Genomic DNA, 17,079 nt, shown 5'->3' with positions numbered 1-17,079 from the left:
TGTCCATGTTTATTTATCTATTTACTTAAAGTTTTTAATTCAACATCTTACATATATCATGATAACGATTTATCCCACTCTACGTTCAGGTTCATTTTGATGAATAAATACTGTATATGTATCGGCAGGATGAACCACCTGAGCATGATGTAAAGCATGCGCGATATTGCCTCTATGGTATGTCCCATGATTGATGATATGAAAGAGGATCTCTTCTATTGAAAGACTGCCTGTTTTTTTATCTATAAATTGAAAATGAATAATTTCTACAAGTTGATCCGATTGAATATTTTGTACAAATTCAATAAACCATAAATGTGATTCAGCAATTCGTTGTTTAATTTCATCTATGGCGGGTAAAAATTCAGTATTGGTTTGGCTGTGCAACGCTTTTTTGTTTTCTAGCCGAGATCTAAATAACTCTTCGACAATGATCATATGATTGAATTGTTGCTTGGCAAAATTATAATCTTCTAAATATTGCACTTGATCAATTTGATCTATGGCTTTAAATAAACGCTGATCTGACCATTGTTTATATAAAAAGAGTTTTTCAAAATTCATTAAATTGACCTAAGCTTTCTTTGAATCAAATCATCAAGATAACATGCAATCACTGAAAAAACCCGATCTTTTAAATACCCTCAATCACCAATTTTTTACAGACCAAAACTCAATCTAATTTTAACAATGTCACTTTAAACAAGCTTTCTTGATGCATTCATTCCACTCCCCAAAGCCTTTCAATAGTAAGAGGAGCTTCGTTGAAATTTCTATAATGACTTCTATTGAGTCATGAAGATTCCCACTCCTTTAAACAGATAAGAAGTCTTGCTCCGTAAAGATAAAGTGATTTAAGGACGAATCACACCCAACTTATTCCAAATATCAGGGGTTAAAAAAGTCATCACCAATTTATTTAAGTCGATATAACGCAATACACCCTGTAACTGTTTTTTCACTTCAGGGTTTTTAATAATATCTTCGCCTGTCGTACGCCCTAACTCTTGGAAACTGTCACCGACTGCTTGCACACCTTCAGCTGCAATCACTGCTTTGGTCTGTGCGGCACACTGCTCTACAATCACCCGTTGTAAAACCTGAGCAAACTTTTGATCGAGTTGTGTTCTTTGTGCATCACTAACATTACTCAATGCTTTTAGATCGGGGTGTGTAGATAGTGCAGCAAAGGTCCACTGTAATACTGTAGTTTTATCTGTTGCTGTAGTTGCTTTTACCAAGCAATCGCTAAGTTGATCGACGGTCGGCCCTGCGACAGCAAATTGTGCTGTTCCCATTAATGCCGTCGCCATTAACACAGAACGACCCATATGGGAAAATTTAGAATGCATTGAGGAGAAAATTTGGCGTGACATAAACAAAGTCCAATTCGAAATTAAATCCTTTGTATCACAAGCGCTACCTATTCGCCTGTTATGACTCTGTAACTTGAATTACTTCTCATTACAACAAGATAAAATCAAATACTGGATAAATGGAAAAACTGAACTTTCCATAATCATCCGATAGAGGCAGATGACAATCCTCACCTAAAAGAGTGAAATCATCGCGCCTTAACATAATTAAAAATACAGTTTAGAATAGGTCCAAACTTTATATTCAAAATTAAAAACAACGTTCAATGACAATTCTACAAATTACGCTTTCTTGCTTAGGTATTTTATTCTGTATTTGGCTCTATGCGCTTATTTTCTACGAAAACGTACTTCGCCTTAACCTGACAAAACTACAAAAATGGTGGCAGTCGAATAAACGCAATCCTTTCATGGCAATATTCAATTTCATTTGTAGAAAGATCATAGCTTTAATTCAATGGGTCGCCTATATTCTTAAAAAAATATGGAATTTTCTCAAAGAATTTATTGCAGAAATAATTGGTCAACTAATTATTCGATCTATTCTCAATATAATTAAAGCAATATTTCACTTAATTGCTCGAATTTTTGACTAGATAAATTTGCTATAAAATAGTGGCTCATTTGCTGTGCTAAACTGGATTCAATATTTATGTTGTATTTAAAAATAGAAAGCATCTCAAATTTCAAAAATAAAATACTTTCTTAATCCATCATCTAGCTCAAACTGATTAAAGATCTAAAAGACCAATATCTCAGATCTCAATCGATAATCTATATTCAAAAACCTACATTTGTTGGATTTTTTGACATAAAAAACAATCCTCATGGTCATTAGTTCATCAATAGCACATACGTTTTAATAAGATATGCCATAACTGTTTATAGGGAAATATATATGAAAATGGTTCAAACTCTTACAATAACTACTTTATTCGCACTTTCGATGCCTGCTTTTGCAAAGCAAGTTGTATGTGTTTTTGATCCGGTTGGTAAAGCAGGTGATGCATATGCCCTAGCTAAAGATTATGCACTTGAAGCAAAAAATTGGGGTGCGGATATAGATTTAAGAGCCGTTACTGACGAAAGGCTCGCCGCAGAAGACTTAAAAGTGGGTAAATGTGATGGTGCAATTATCAGTGGTTTACGTGGTCGCCAATTTAATAAATATATTGGCTCCTTAGATGCGATCGGTGCATTAACGGATATGAAAACAGCCATTTCAGCCTATAAATTATTGTCTTTACCTCGAGCAGCGGAAAAGATGATCAATGGCCCTTATGAAATTGCAGGATTAGGTACAATTGGCCCAGCATATCTATTTGTAAATGACAAAAATATCAACACATTAGCAAAAGCTGCTGGTAAAAAAATTGGGGTGTTCCGTTATGACGAAGCGCAACCAAAATTGGTTCAACAAGTGGGCGCACAAGCTGTTTCTGTTGATGTCACCAGTGCAGGCGCTAAATTTAACAATCATGAAATTGATATCCTTCCTGCACCTGTTGTTGCATTTAAACCTTTTGAGCTCTATAAGGGCCTAGGAGAAAAAGGCGGCATCGTAAAATTCCCACTGACTCAAATTTCGGCCAATTTTATTATTCGCAAAGACAAATTCCCTCAAGGGTTTGGACAAAAATCTCGAACTTGGGTCGCAAGTCAATTAGGCAGAACATTTAACATTGTAGCCAAATATGAAAAAGAAATTCCTGCAAAATATTGGATGAATATTCCTGCCAATGAACAACTGAACTATATCAAAATGATGCGTGAATCTCGTATTGCACTGACTAAATCAGGTATTTATGATCCACAAATGATGAATTTCCTCAAAAAAGTTCGTTGTAAAGAGAATCCGAGTAGTTTTGAATGTTCATTGAATGATGAATAACGCTTTTAATTTATTTGGGTGTTTCACTTCGTTGAGGTAAAACACCCTATTCCCTCACTTAATCTGTTTTAACATATGTTTGGCAACTGCATGATTTTGATTACCCGCCAAATTCTGCAAAATTCGTTTGGCTCGATCTTGCGGATTAGAAAAGCGCTGACTGTAACTTGGCACATTGGTCAAACATCTTGCCACCAATACACCTGATTCAGCATAGACATTAATTCCACTTGTTCCATGCAAGCGCCCATAATTATAAGCACGTTCAGCATTGTTACAGGCATTGATCTGATTTTGCCCACGCCCTAACTCTTTGCGCGCAGAAATATATAATTGCATCTGTTGTGACTGCGGTGTCTTTATTGTTTTTTCAGGCTGAGGCTTTTCTTTCATTTCCTCTGTAACTGCGGCGACTAGCTTTCTTTCTTCCACGACTTTAACAGGGGCGGTTTTTGCTACGCTGTTAACAGTAGCATTTTTTGAATTGTTCGTTTTTATATCAGTGCTTTTTGCATCACTGCTTTTTGAATAACTATTTTTAGATTTCTTTTCTTGGGCAACTGCCGCCATATTGCTTTTGTTATTATAAAATTTATTAAGCTCATCCAAAGATAAAACCTTGGTTTGTAAATTTACAACTCTGGTTCCTGTTTGATCGAGTTTATGTTCAGATAAAGGTTCGATGGATACATACCATTGCTGACCATTACTTTCAGTACATTGGTATGCACCGATCCCCTGTTTAACACTGCTATAAGTATTTAATAATTTTTTTGCCCAAATATCCTTAACAGAACTCATTGTGCTTTTTTGCACTTGAGAAAAATGACCACCTTTGGCACTACAATAACGGCTTAAGTAACTTTTCGGTGTTAAAGACTGCACCTGCTGATCGCTTTGTTTTGATCCCCAATCATAAACATATTCTTTAGATGCACTATTGTTTTCATTAATATTGTGCTTATCAATGAGTTCTTGAGCAGAAGCATATTGTTTAAAAGCGTCTGATGTTGATGTATTCATGGTTGTACAACCCTGCAATACAAAACCTACCCCACCCAACAATAAGAATGTTTTTAAATTCACCTGACATTTCTCAATTATATTTATGCATAAAAATATCTTAAAATGCTCAAAACAACAAACTTATTACATTGAATTTATTGACTATTTATCGAAATAAAGTGATAAGAAAATCACAAAAAAAATGATTAGAGATAATCAATTAAGTTAAAACTTAAAAAGCTCTATCTAGACATCTATTCCACTACCATTTATTTATACAACATGTGAAAAAAATATAAAAAAGCCTGCCAAGTCTTGATACAGCTTGGCAGGCTTTTAGCTCAGATAATTACCAAATGGTCACGCGTTTATTGGCAGGTAAATACATTTTATCGCCCTGCTGGATATGAAAAGCATCATAAAATGGTGCTTGATTTAGCAAGGTGGCATTGCCACGAACTTTATCAGGTGAATGCGGATCTCTTTTTAAGAATTCAACTTGCATTGCATCAGTAATTTTAGAACGCCATGCTTGTGCCCAACCAATATAAAAGCGTTGTTCACCTGTTAAATTATCCAACACTGGTGCAGCCTTGCCATTTAAAGACAGTTGATAAGCTTTATAAGCAATTGCCAATCCAGAATTATCAGCAATATTTTCACCTAAAGTTAACTCACCATTGACATGATAACCTTTGATTGGCTCATAAGCGTTATATTGAGCAACCAATGTATTGGTTTTTTCTTTAAATTTTCGATGGTCTTCTGCCGTCCACCAATTTTTCATATTGCCCAATTCATCAAACTGACTGCCTTGGTCATCAAAGCCATGACTGATCTCATGTCCGATAATTGCACCAATCGCACCATAGTTCACCGCATCATCGGCATCCATATCAAAGAATGGAGGTTGTAAAATTGCTGCTGGAAAGACAATTTCATTTAATGAAGCATTGTAATACGCATTGATGGTTTGCGGTGTCATGCCCCATTCATCACGATCAACAGGCTTGCCCAATTTATTCAAGGCATATTGATGTTCAAATTCACGTGAATGGATCACATTACCAATCAAGTCATTATTTTTGATTTCTAAAGCTGAATAATCACGCCATTTGTTTGGATAGCCAATTTTCACCGCAAAACTTGCTAACTTTTTCTGCGCCTGAACTTTCGTGGTTGGGCTCATCCAATCCAGTTTGTCTATGCTTTGAGAATAAGCTTTCATTAAGTTTTGCACCAAGACTTCCATGCGTTGTTTTTTCTCAGCAGAAAAATACTTTTTCACATAAATTTGGCCCAAACTTTCACCTAAAGTTCCCTCAACCAATTGCACACCACGCTTCCAACGTGGTTTCTGCTCCTTAATTTCTCTGAGCTGTTTGCTATAAAAATCAAAGCTATTGTCTACGAAAGCTTGACTAAGCAATGATGAAAAATCACTAACTAAATGAAATTTAAAATAAGCTTTCCAAACCTCTAGTGAGGTATTGTCAACAATTGGGCTTAACCCTTTGAAGTAACTTGGTTGAATGACTTGTATGGTTTTAATCTTATCGGACAACTCTTGTTTTTCTAGATAAGTTTGCCAATCAATTTTTGGACTAAGTTTAGCTAAGTCTTGCGTTTTATAAATATTATAGAGTTTTGTTACATCACGGTTTTGAACATTACTCCATTGTATCTTGGCGATTTGCGTTTCTAATTTTAAAATCCCTTGCGCATGCTGGGCGGCTTGCTTGTCTCCAGCTAGGGTTAAAGTTTTTTCAATATACTTTAGATATTGCGAACGGATTTTCTTAAATTTGGCATCATTTTTTAAATAATAATCACGATCAGGTAACCCTAAACCACTTTGCCCAAGCATTGCCACCATTTCAGTTGAGTTTTTCATGTCTTGGTCAATACCCACATCAAAAGGGCTGGTTACACCAATACGTGAAAAATGTGCGGCCAATTGCGCAATATCTTTTTTGCTTTTCAATGCATCAACATTGGTAATTTCCGCTTGAATCGGCTGAATACCCAATGCTTCAATACTTTTTTCATCCATAAAATTGGCATATAGACTTGCCACTTTTTGCTCTGAACTTCCTTCCACCAATTGCTGTTTTGAAAGCTCATCGACAATATCATGCAATTGTTTTAATGATTCTTCATGCAAAATATCAAAAGTTCCCCAACGTGATTTATCTGCAGGAATTTCGGTATTTTTCAACCATCCTCCATTTACATGTTGATAAAAATCATCATTTCCTTTTACATTTTGATCAAAATATTGATGATCAATCCCCGATTTTTTTTGATCTTTCACAATAGCTGAAGTGGTTTGAGTGATTTGCCCTGTTGTTTCAGCCCATACTGGTGCAGATGACAACATGATTGCAGATGCTAAAACACTTTTTACAAATCCAAGTTTCAAAGCGATATCCTCAATTCTATTTCTAAGGTTTGATTTTAAAACAATAATAGTAATCTTGAGCTCAGGCTTTATGTGTAGCAAAAATGCAATGATTCACTGATTTTGTTTTAAAGATAGAGTTTCAAAGCATAAATTATTCCAAAACAGCTCAAACATTCAAAATATATAAATCCACTTATTTAGTTGGAGCTTTAGCAAGTCAACCTATAAATTAAACGAGCAAATTTAAAATATGTTTTAAACGGATATTTTCTGCATCCTGCTTATAGACTGCATAAATTGGTGCAATACACAGCGTATCCGCTTTAAGCGCTTTGTAAATAATTTGCTTGTTCCAAAAATCTCGAATGGCCTCTGGAACAATCGACAAACCAATCCCTGCTGCAATCAAATTTAAACTCGATGTTAAACGTGGGGCTTCTTGAACAATCTTTGGACTAAATCCAGCCTGATAACAGCTAGCCAAAATATTATCAAACAAGTCTTGTCCTGCTAAACGGCGATACAGTACAAAATCATAAGGCTCTAAATCAAGTAATTGGATGGCATCAGGATGTTCGGTTAAGGGATGGTTATTGGGCAATGCCACAATTAAAGGCTCATCAAGTACGTGCAAACTGGTGAGTCCCAAACCAATCGGCGCAGGCTTACGCAAAAAAACGATGTCATTCTTTTCATTGATAATCGAATCAATCAATGAGCTACTGCCATCTTCTTCCAAATGAATAGATACCGCTGAAAATACTTCACGAAAATTACGCAGTAAAGCAGGCAAAAAGGAATGTAAACCGACTGAGTTGGTAAAACCAATATTGATTTGCCCTTCCAAACCTTTAGAAATATTTTGCACGCGTTTGGGAATAGCCTGTGCATGCGCAAGTATGGTAAGTGCCTCTTGGTATAAGGCCTTACCCGCTTCAGTTGCTTCTACGCCACGCGGTAAACGCTTCAATAAATCTGTGTCTAATTCATCTTCTAAGTTTTTGATAATCCGTGTTAAAGGCGGTTGCTGCATATTCAGACGTACCGCTGCCCGAGAAATATTACTTTCCTCAACCACAGCCACAAACGCATTAAGCTTATGAATATCAATCATCTTTTCGCCTCAATATCGATCTTTTCATTTTTATCGTGCTAATTCATGTTTAAAGCATACTTTTTAGGTATGAATAACAGCAAAAATAGCATTTTTCTTTATAACTCAACAAGCAGATAATCATATTCAAGCCAAGTACATCACAGCAAATTGAAGAGGTCTAAATGAATACTGAAGCAATCCCAATGGAACAATCCATGACCACACCCAATTGCAAAGCATTATTTTTAGGCTTTATGAAACTTGGCCTCATGGGATTTGGTGGGGTACTCCCTCTAGCACATCGTTTAATTGTAGAAGATCAGAAATGGTTAACATCTGAAAAATTTACCGACTTGTTGGGTGTCTGCCAAATCTTACCCGGTGGAAATATTGTAAATATGGCAGTGGCAATTGGTTATGACTTTGCTGGTGTAAAAGGTGCGATTAGTGCGGTATTTGGTCTTATGCTGGCCCCGACCATTATTGTTATCTCGTTGTACCAGTTATACAGCAGTTTTCAAGATATCCCAATGGTGCAGCACATGATTCAAGGTTTAGCTGCTGCTGCTGCGGGTCTACTGTTTGCGACAGGTTTTAAGATGTTAAAACCAATTATGAAAAGTAAGCTGACCTATTTCACCATTATCTTGACCATTATTTTTATGCTGTTGATTAAATTGCCCTTGGCACTGACGCTGTTGATTTTAGTCACCGTGAATATGGCAGTTTTAGCATTTAATCAAACTAAAGTGACTCAGGAGTAAAATAAGATGTATGTTCTCATCGCACTGACTTTAGTGTTTACTCAACTGTCTTTATTGGCCTTTGGTGGCGGGAATGCCATCTTACCTGAAATGCAACATCAGGTGGTTGTGATTCACCAATGGATGACTGCTGAGCAATTCAGCTCTATGTTTGCAATGGCGCAAGCTGCACCAGGTCCAAACATGATGATTGTTCCCTTGGTGGGATGGCATGTCGCAGGGCCTATGGGACTGATCGTGACGTCTTTTGCAAAGTTTGGTCCGTCTTCAATCATCACCATTTATGCACTTAAATTTTGGAATAATTTTAAAAGTCATCCACTTCGGGCGAAATTTGAAAAGGCGTTAAAACCTATTACAGTCGGTTTGGTTTTAGTCAGTGCTTGGATTATTGCCCAAGCCTCTGCTCAAAATATTTTACTGATCGCAATCGTCGCCATCACCATTTGTCTAAGTCTGTTTAAGAATGTTCACCCAGTTTGGTTAATGGTGATTGGTGCTGGTACAGGTGCTTTAATTCTGTAGATATTGATCAAGACCACCTACGCAGGTTCATTCATAAAAATTCAGTCAAGACATCTCCCCCCCTCTATGCCGTGTATCACACAAAGCAAAGAGGGAGAAAACTTTGGGTCTGTTGACATTTCATAAATGGCTTGCGTTGTAGGTTAAAATTGAGCAGGCAAGGCATGAAACGAAGAGAATAGCGAGACTATTTTCGAGTTTCATAACGAAGGCTGAGATAATTTTAGCCACAACCCTGAGCAAGAACAAAGCACTGCTTTGTTTGCAGCGCAAGGCGCAGCGGGGGACTAGCGTGTTTTTTGCCGCTACGTCGTTACGAACTACTCATTTAGAATGACTAAATTTCGTATTTCGCGCCTAGTATCGCCTAAAAAACATACTTAGTCGCAAACATAGACGAATTGTCAACAGACCCTATGCAATATGAGATTTAAATCGCGACTGCTCTATAGAGCTTAATTTATCTATTTTACTGCTGGTTTTCTAAATCACGTTCTCGGCAAGAAAGCTCATAATATTCTGCTGTTGGTAATGCTTTCAGTTTAAAACCATAATAATTACTGGCATCTGATTCTACTTTGCTTAATGAACACTGGTTGGTTTTGGCAAATTGAGTCAAGAGTTTCATATCACTCTTTTTAGCTAAAACAGCTCCCCAACCCTCACTGACACAACATCCAGCATACTGTGCCATATATTCGTCTGATAGCAGTGCAACCGTTTGCCCCATAAATTGAAGCGGTTTTTTTAATTTATATACATCATTATAGTCATTTCTTGAAATATCCGGTTTTTTATTGATTAGCCCCTGCTTTTGCATCTTTTTAAAGCTTGGAAACTGTGCAGATGCCTCGCCCATTCCTCTATACACTGTTTCTTCTACCGCAGCATGGCTACTCATGGCAGCCGCCGCAATCACTAAACCCAATAGATACTTTTTCATATTTTTCTCATTCATCACTGAATACAATTTTTATTACAGTTAGGTCTGTTAAATTAAGACTAAAGCCGTATAAATTCAACTTAAAACTGCAACTAGAGCATGTTATTTTACATGAAATAAATCATAAAATTTGAACAAAAGGTGTAAAAATGTCTAAACAAATTTTAATGTTAGTGGGTGATTATGTTGAAGATTATGAAACCATGGTTCCTTTTCAGTTCCTCACTGGATTGGGCTATAGCGTTCATGCAGTTTGCCCTGATAAAAAAACTGGCGATACAATAGCAACAGCGATTCATGATTTTGAAGGTGAGCAAACCTATAGCGAAAAGCGTGGTCACAACTTTGCAATTAACTATGACTTTAACCAAGTCAACAGCGAAAACTACGTTGGATTAGTGATTCCAGGTGGTCGTGCACCTGAATATTTACGTATGAATGATCGAGTAATCGAAATTGTTCGCGAGTTTGATGCGATTAAAAAACCAATTGCCGCTGTTTGCCATGGTGCACAACTGCTTGCCGCAGCCGATGTATTAAAAGGACGCTTATGTTCCGCTTATCCTGCATGTGCCGCAGAAGTTAAACTCGCAGGCGGACAATATGCAGATATTGCGGTCACTGAAGCAGTTACAGATGGACACCTGGTAACAGCGCCAGCATGGCCAGCACATCCTGCTTGGTTAGCCCAATTTGTTAAAGCGCTTGGTGCAACGATTACTTTATAAAATTTAAAACTGTCTAAGCTAAGTTTTCCGCTGAGAGAAAACTTAGCCTTATACCACAGTGAAACTTTAAAAATGTTTAGGCTACATAAAGACCTATCAATGTTGCGTTTTTTAACGCTGTATCTCAGCAAAGCGCTTTGCGCTGTGCAATAATTATTTATAGAATTTTATTTTCAAACAATAGGTTAGTATAAAAGTGGAAATCATTGAATTACTCCAACCCGTTACCTTAAATAAAGATGATTTAGAACCAATTACTATTGAAACAGGGACTTTATTAAAGGTACTGATGGTGAATCCATCCTCATATCTTGTTGGTGATGAATCAGGTGTTTCGTTTCTGGTTAATTTCTCAGAAGAAAACCGACAATGGAAAAAGATATAAGCTTTCAATTCGAGATCAGGATAAGGCTCAGTCAATAATTAATCATTGTGATAAATAAAATATATGCTTCTTATTTTACAGATTATTAGTGTAAATTTATACTCAAACATAACACCAATTTCAAAAAACTTATAATTTAAAATCATATACTTAACTCAACAACCCCACCTAAACCATATATTTATATCATTCATAAAAAAGTTTAAAAATTATGTTTTATTTGTATCTTTTTGTATATTAATTGATAATAATAATGATTCTTATTTACTAATTTCTATTCTTATGGACAATCTACGTAAACAAACGGCATTAAACATTGCAATAAAATCAATTCTTATTTGCAGCGCTATTTCCCATAGTGCTTTTGCACAAGAGCAAAAAAGTAATGAAGCGAATGCTTCGGTACTCCCCACCATTACAGTTAAAGCAGATGCTCAGGATGAAAAAACTGAGGGAAGTGGAAGTTTTAAAGCAAAATCCTCAAGAAGCTCATCAAAATTAAAATTATCTTTAAAAGAAACACCACAATCTGTAAGCGTCGTCACCCGTGAACAAATTGAACAACGCGGACTGACCATTCTGGATGATGTTCTTGCCGCAACACCAGGTGTTACTGCCACTAAAAATGACAGTGAACGTTCTAACTACTATTCCCGTGGTTTTCAAATTACCAATAGGCAAATTGATGGTATGCCTGTAGGAGACAACGCTCCCCGCTTTGATAGTTTTTTCTTTGACCGAGTTGAAGTGATCAAAGGTGCTTCTGGCTTAACTGGTTCAACAGGCAGCCCTTCTGCAACCATCAATATGGTACGTAAGCGTCCTGAAAAAGAGTTTAAGGGCAATGTCAGCTCAACTTATGGTTCATGGGACAATACCCGTGTTGAAGCAGATGTATCCATTCCACTGACTCAAGATGGCAGTGTTCGAAGTCGATTCATGGCAGCGTATACCGATAAAGAGTCCTATATGGATCGTTATAAGCTCAAGTCAACAGCCGCAATGGGGATCATCAGTGCAGATTTAACCCCGACAACAACAGCCTCAGTCGGATTTCAATATCAAGACAACGACCCTAAAGGCTCAACGTGGGGAACAGTACCATATTTCAATGCTGATGGAAGCAAAGCAAATTTTTCGCGAAACTTTAGTTTATCTGCGGACTGGAGTTCAATTGCCAATACCGATAAAACCGTTTTTGCCGATATTGAACATACTTTTACCAATGACTGGCTGGTTAAAGCAGCGATTGCCCACAGTACCTCGGATAATAGTTGGATCGTGGCTTATGGTGGTAGTGGCTTTCCAGACCCGAACACAGGTAAAGGCTTAAGTCTATGGAGTATGGTCAGCCCTTATGCTGAGAGTAAAAAGCTCAATTTAGATCTTTATGCAACAGGACCATTTCAATTGTTAAATCGCCAACATGATTTAATCATTGGTTATAGTGGTTTTAAAAGTGAAAGCACTTCATTGGGTGTGAAAAGTGATCTTAATGACTCCCCACCTCCTTATCCTGCAGCTATTCCAGATTATCGAGAATGGACTGGCAATATTAAAAAACCCACTTATGAAAAAAATGGTGCAGGTAGTACCAATACCACAGAGCTTTACGGGGTATATTCAACTTTACGTTTAAATCTAGCTGACCCGCTTAAGTTAATTTTGGGCGCACGTTATAGCTCATATGATTACAAAGTCGATAAATGGGATCCTAAAGCCCCGGTTTCTCCTACAAAGCCACGTAACTTTGATCAATTGGTGCCTTATGCAGGGATTTTGTACGACATTAATGATACTTATACAGCCTACACTAGCTACACCAATGTATTTAATCCATCCACTAAACGAGATCGTTTCGGCGATTATCTAGATCCTGAAATGGGAAGCACTACAGAATTAGGGATTAAAGCAGATCTATTGGATGGTAAGTTATTGACCAGTGCTGCTTTATTTTGGTCAAGTGTCAAAGACCTTGCGGTAGAAGATGTTGAATATCGTGAAGGTGTAAAAAATGGCACTATTCCAAAAGTAGATGAGATGGATACTGCATATATGTCATCGGGCAAAGGACTTAAAGTCAATGGCTTTGAGTTAGAAGCCATTGGAAAGTTACAGGAAAATTGGAATCTTAGCTTTGGCTATACTTATGTCAATAGTGTGAGTTCTGCAAATGCCGATGCTTTAAGCAATATTCCTCAAAACCAAGTAAAGTTATTTAGTAGTTATACCCTTCCAGCGAACCTCTGGACAGGTTCAGAAAAGCTAACATTAGGTGGTGGATTTAATTGGCAAAGTGAAATCTCACAAGAATGGGGGGGAGCTCCTAAAAATGCCTATAACGGTGGTGTAGTCACACAAAAGGCCTATGTATTGGCCAATGCTTTTGCCAGTTATAAGTTAAGTGATGAACTGACTGCAAGTGTGAATATCAATAACTTATTTGATGAAAAATACTATTTAAATGTGGGTTTCTATAATGGTGTTTATTGGGGGGAACCACGTAATGTGACTTTCACCTTAAGAGCGAAATTTTAATAGAATATAAAGCCAAGCATGAGCGTATAATTAAAAATGCTCATGCTTGCAAGTATTCTCAGCAATGCTTTGGCTGAATTGAATGGATCATAATGAATTAATGGCTAATGATAGAATCAGTCCACCCACTAAAAGGATTTTCAAACTCTTGCCATTTTTCTGCGCCTAATGCCATTTCATCATCGTTTAATAAACAATTATCAAATTGACGAATAAGTTCAGATTGATCCATCTGCATCCCAATCAACACGATTTCTTGTCGTGCATCACCTGTTTGAGCATCCCAGCTTTGTTGAATTGCATCTCGACTTTGTTGATCCGTAGGCCAATGTTCGTCTGGCACTGCTGCCCACCAATATCCAGCAACACCATGGCGTGCCATCGCCCCTGCTTGAGACCAAGATCCAGCAAACTCGGGATTTGAGGCTAACCAAAAAAAGCCTTTGGAACGGATTACGCCTTTCCATTCGGAGTTGATAAAATCAAAAAACCGTTGTGGGTGAAAAGGTCTGCGCGCTCGATAAACAAAATTATTAATTCCATATTGCTCTGTTTCAGGCGTATGCTCACCTCTTAATTCCTTTAACCAACCCGGAGCTTGTGCCGCTTCGTTAAAATCAAATAGCTGGGTATTTAACACCCGATCAAGATTCACCTTGCCAAACGCAGAAACTTCAATTTTTGCTCTTGGGTTTAAAGACTGCAAAATTCCAAATAATTTTTCCAGCTCGTCTTGATCAATCAAATCTGTTTTATTCAATACAATCACGTCACAAAACTCAATTTGATCAATCAGTAGATCAACAACATTTCGCTCATCTTGTTCACCTAATGATTCACCGCGCGCTTGTAAGCTATCCAGCGAACTATAATCTTTTAAAAAGTTATAAGCATCGACCACAGTCACCATTGTATCTAAGCGGGCAAACTCATTGAGAGAAATCCCATTTTCATCTTCAAAGGTAAACGTTTCTGCAACAGGGAGTGGTTCAGAGATCCCTGTAGATTCAATCACCAATTGATCAAAGCGCTGACCCTGTGCTAAACGACGCACTTCAACCAGTAGGTCTTCTCTTAAGGTACAGCAGATACAACCATTACTCATTTCGACTAGCTTTTCATCCGTTCTTGAAAGCTCAGCACCACCCTCTCGAACTAAAGCGGCATCAATATTGACCTCCGACATATCATTCACAATCACTGCAATTTTACGGCCTTCACGATTGTTTAAGATATGATTGAGTAAGGTGGTCTTTCCAGCCCCTAAGAATCCAGAAAGCACGGTGACGGGAAGTTTTTGCGGAGTGGCTAAAAGAGTATTCATTGGCATTCTCACTTTATATTTTTGTGTTTTCATATCGAGATCGACATGAAAATACTGACTGAATAACTCCAAACAGATCGCTTTAGAGTTAAATTTTAGCTGTGCTTGCACATACATTTTCAACACTGCAATTTGATGATTCAGTTTTAATCATTCGGTGATGATTACAGCGTTTTTCAAGATCCTATAAATCTAAGCTGAGGATTAAAAAACATCAGAATTTAGATTGTTTAGTGGCAGATAAACATGTGTCGCTTGAATTTCTCGTATTAAAAGTTGTCTGATGTCACGGATGAAATTTGACTTCATGGCGATTCACTCACTTTTTTATTGTTGCCAATTAAAGCGTTATTGATACATGGTGATGAGCTATAGCGATGGTCTGCACCCCAAGTACGAAAACCTGCACTATCAATATGAATCTGTCCTGATGCATAGACGCCTAAGCCCATGTGAAGTTCCTCACCAGAATCCAGCCAAAATTGACATAATTTTGCTTTGCGCTCTTGAATCATCAGCTGTTGGTTTAAGTCCGGATATTCATCACCAATACGAAAATCTAATGCGGCATTAAAAATATGTTTGGATGAAGCAGCGCCTTTTGCACACTGATTAAGCTTGAAATTTCGATAGACAGAAGTCACGCTAAACTGGGTTAAAATTTTTTCATCCACAAGACGATTTAAAATTTTTAATGTTGGCACAATATTGCCCCACAGCTCTTGTGGCGGAACTTCAAATTCAGATGCATCACATTGTTGCCAATCTCTGGCTGTTTGTAAAAATTCAAAAGTAGGAATATAAGCAGAAATACCTTGTTGCTTTAAAAAGCGCTGATAGGCCTGAACGCTTTCAGCATTTTTCGGTTCACTAAGCCATTTTAAATAAGCAGGCGGCAGATTTTTCTCTTGTTTTAAAATACCTTGCTGCTGAGGAAAGTCTGCTTTTAATGGCACTTGTGGTGACGTTTGCTGAACTGTACGCATAGCATGAATTGTATTTGAGTTGTTTTGACTACATGCAGAAAGGCAGAGTATGAATCCGATCAAATATTTTTTGTTCATCTCAATTTGCAATGATCTCATAGCGTAAATTTAACTCAGATGAGTAGTGTTGATTAATATTGTTATGTTATAACATAACAATATGTATTTCAACTTAAGCTATTCCCCCTATGAATCTTGTTCTTCCAGATGTTTCTGCTGAATCCTCACTCACAAGAAGCTATCACTATCCGCTCGATTGGGTCGGTATGGAAAAAATCGCGCTTCCGCTTTATCTCGAAAATAGTCTTTGTCAAAGCCAAGTGAATGCTTATGTCAGTTTGAATGATGTGTTTGCCAAAGGTATTCATATGTCGCGCTTGTATACCCGACTTTTGAAATTGAGCACGATCAAAAATTTAGCGCTACTTGATATTAAAGACGCTTTATTGGATTTCTTAGCCAGCCATAAAGATTTATCAGCACATGCCAAAATCGAAATTCATAGTGAGCTTTATCTCGAGCGCCCTGCCTTAGTCAGCCAATTGTCTGGCTGGAAAAGCTATCCTTTTGTGTTGTCCTGTCAGCTTTTAAAAGATGATTTTTATGCTGAATTAAAAATCGAAATTCCCTATTCATCTACTTGTCCTTGTTCCGCAGCACTTGCCAGAAACATCATCCAACAAAGATTTGCATCCGCATTGGAAAATCAAGAGATTCAGTTAGACCCACAAGACATCCTCAGTTGGCTAAATAGCACAGATGCAATTGCAGCAACGCCTCACAGCCAAAGAAGTTTTGCTCAGTTAAATTTCAAATTAGATCAAAACATTCAGTATATCCCACTGATTTTATTTATTAATCAGGCTGAACAAGCCTTGATGACACCCGTACAAACAGCGGTAAAACGTATTGATGAACAAGCCTTTGCTATTGCGAATGGTCAAAACCTGATGTTTTGTGAAGATGCATTAAGACGCTTGTATGCCACATTTATCCATCATCCCAGCATTCTAGGCTTTAACTTTAAAGTGATTCATGCGGAAAGTTTACATGCCCATGACGCAGTTGCTCAGGGCGCTTGGCAATGGTAATGCCTTATCCTAACCACCCTCAT

15 protein-coding genes are annotated in these 17,079 nt (G+C 37.4%); 7 read left to right on the top strand and 8 right to left on the bottom strand.

Annotation, left to right across the window (positions count from 1 at the left end; genetic code table 11):
• Positions 1–69: 69 nt before the first annotated feature.
• Complete coding sequence (locus FHR28_RS04380; protein WP_154129232.1) at positions 70–564, bottom strand: DinB family protein; 495 nt, start codon at positions 562–564, stop codon at positions 70–72.
• Positions 565–854: 290 nt separating this feature from the next.
• Positions 855–1,376, bottom strand: a complete 522-nt coding sequence (locus tag FHR28_RS04375) for a hypothetical protein (RefSeq protein ID WP_216076321.1) — start codon at positions 1,374–1,376, stop codon at positions 855–857.
• 898 nt (positions 1,377–2,274) lie between these two features.
• On the opposite strand from FHR28_RS04375, the gene FHR28_RS04370 reads away from it, so the two are divergent.
• On the top strand, positions 2,275–3,267 hold the full coding sequence (locus tag FHR28_RS04370) for a putative solute-binding protein (protein WP_154129234.1): 993 nt from the start codon (positions 2,275–2,277) through the stop codon (positions 3,265–3,267).
• Between the two features lie 54 nt (positions 3,268–3,321).
• Here FHR28_RS04370 and FHR28_RS04365 read toward each other — a convergent pair whose 3' ends face one another.
• The 3 genes from FHR28_RS04365 to FHR28_RS04355 form a co-directional block, all read right to left on the bottom strand.
• Positions 3,322–4,353 (bottom strand): hypothetical protein, encoded by a 1,032-nt coding sequence (locus FHR28_RS04365; protein WP_151956353.1) that lies wholly within the window; start codon positions 4,351–4,353, stop codon positions 3,322–3,324.
• A 268-nt stretch (positions 4,354–4,621) separates the two neighbouring features.
• Positions 4,622–6,694, bottom strand: a complete 2,073-nt coding sequence (locus tag FHR28_RS04360) for a M13 family metallopeptidase (RefSeq protein WP_166782015.1) — start codon at positions 6,692–6,694, stop codon at positions 4,622–4,624.
• A 211-nt stretch (positions 6,695–6,905) separates the two neighbouring features.
• A complete protein-coding gene (locus FHR28_RS04355) occupies positions 6,906–7,790 on the bottom strand; it encodes a LysR family transcriptional regulator (RefSeq protein ID WP_166782014.1) in 885 nt (294 codons plus the stop codon).
• 164 nt (positions 7,791–7,954) lie between these two features.
• Between FHR28_RS04355 and FHR28_RS04350 the strand changes: the two genes are divergently transcribed.
• Together FHR28_RS04350 and FHR28_RS04345 are read left to right on the top strand one after the other, a co-directional pair.
• A complete protein-coding gene (locus tag FHR28_RS04350; protein WP_004823356.1) occupies positions 7,955–8,536 on the top strand; it encodes a chromate transporter in 582 nt (193 codons plus the stop codon).
• Between the two features lie 6 nt (positions 8,537–8,542).
• On the top strand, positions 8,543–9,061 hold the full coding sequence (locus tag FHR28_RS04345; protein WP_004823357.1) for a chromate transporter: 519 nt from the start codon (positions 8,543–8,545) through the stop codon (positions 9,059–9,061).
• Between the two features lie 469 nt (positions 9,062–9,530).
• On the opposite strand, the gene FHR28_RS04340 is transcribed toward FHR28_RS04345, so the two are convergent.
• Complete coding sequence (locus FHR28_RS04340) at positions 9,531–10,004, bottom strand: hypothetical protein (protein ID WP_151956355.1); 474 nt, start codon at positions 10,002–10,004, stop codon at positions 9,531–9,533.
• A 149-nt stretch (positions 10,005–10,153) separates the two neighbouring features.
• Between FHR28_RS04340 and FHR28_RS04335 the strand changes: the two genes are divergently transcribed.
• The 3 genes from FHR28_RS04335 (at position 10,154) to FHR28_RS04325 (ending at position 13,655) form a co-directional block, all read left to right on the top strand.
• Positions 10,154–10,732, top strand: coding sequence for a DJ-1/PfpI family protein (locus FHR28_RS04335; RefSeq protein ID WP_216070492.1), 579 nt, complete (start codon positions 10,154–10,156; stop codon positions 10,730–10,732).
• 196 nt (positions 10,733–10,928) lie between these two features.
• Positions 10,929–11,117 (top strand): hypothetical protein, encoded by a 189-nt coding sequence (locus tag FHR28_RS04330; protein ID WP_151956356.1) that lies wholly within the window; start codon positions 10,929–10,931, stop codon positions 11,115–11,117.
• A 282-nt stretch (positions 11,118–11,399) separates the two neighbouring features.
• A complete protein-coding gene (locus tag FHR28_RS04325) occupies positions 11,400–13,655 on the top strand; it encodes a TonB-dependent siderophore receptor (RefSeq protein WP_166782013.1) in 2,256 nt (751 codons plus the stop codon).
• A 97-nt stretch (positions 13,656–13,752) separates the two neighbouring features.
• Here the strand turns inward: FHR28_RS04325 and zigA are convergent, their stop codons facing one another.
• Positions 13,753–14,979, bottom strand: a complete 1,227-nt coding sequence (zigA, locus tag FHR28_RS04320) for a zinc metallochaperone GTPase ZigA (RefSeq protein WP_166782012.1) — start codon at positions 14,977–14,979, stop codon at positions 13,753–13,755.
• 305 nt (positions 14,980–15,284) lie between these two features.
• Positions 15,285–16,043 (bottom strand): D-Ala-D-Ala carboxypeptidase family metallohydrolase, encoded by a 759-nt coding sequence (locus FHR28_RS04315; RefSeq protein ID WP_166782011.1) that lies wholly within the window; start codon positions 16,041–16,043, stop codon positions 15,285–15,287.
• Between the two features lie 110 nt (positions 16,044–16,153).
• Here FHR28_RS04315 and folE2 point away from each other — a divergent pair, with 110 nt between their 5' ends.
• Complete coding sequence (gene folE2, locus FHR28_RS04310) at positions 16,154–17,056, top strand: GTP cyclohydrolase FolE2 (protein ID WP_151956360.1); 903 nt, start codon at positions 16,154–16,156, stop codon at positions 17,054–17,056.
• The last annotated feature ends 23 nt before the right edge of the window (positions 17,057–17,079 follow it).

Source organism: Acinetobacter sp. BIGb0196 (genome assembly GCF_011759595.1).
Classification (GTDB): Bacteria; Pseudomonadota; Gammaproteobacteria; order Pseudomonadales; family Moraxellaceae; genus Acinetobacter; species Acinetobacter guillouiae.
The sequence above is the reverse complement of the archived record's forward strand: the minus strand, read 5'-3'. Positions and strand labels throughout refer to the sequence as shown.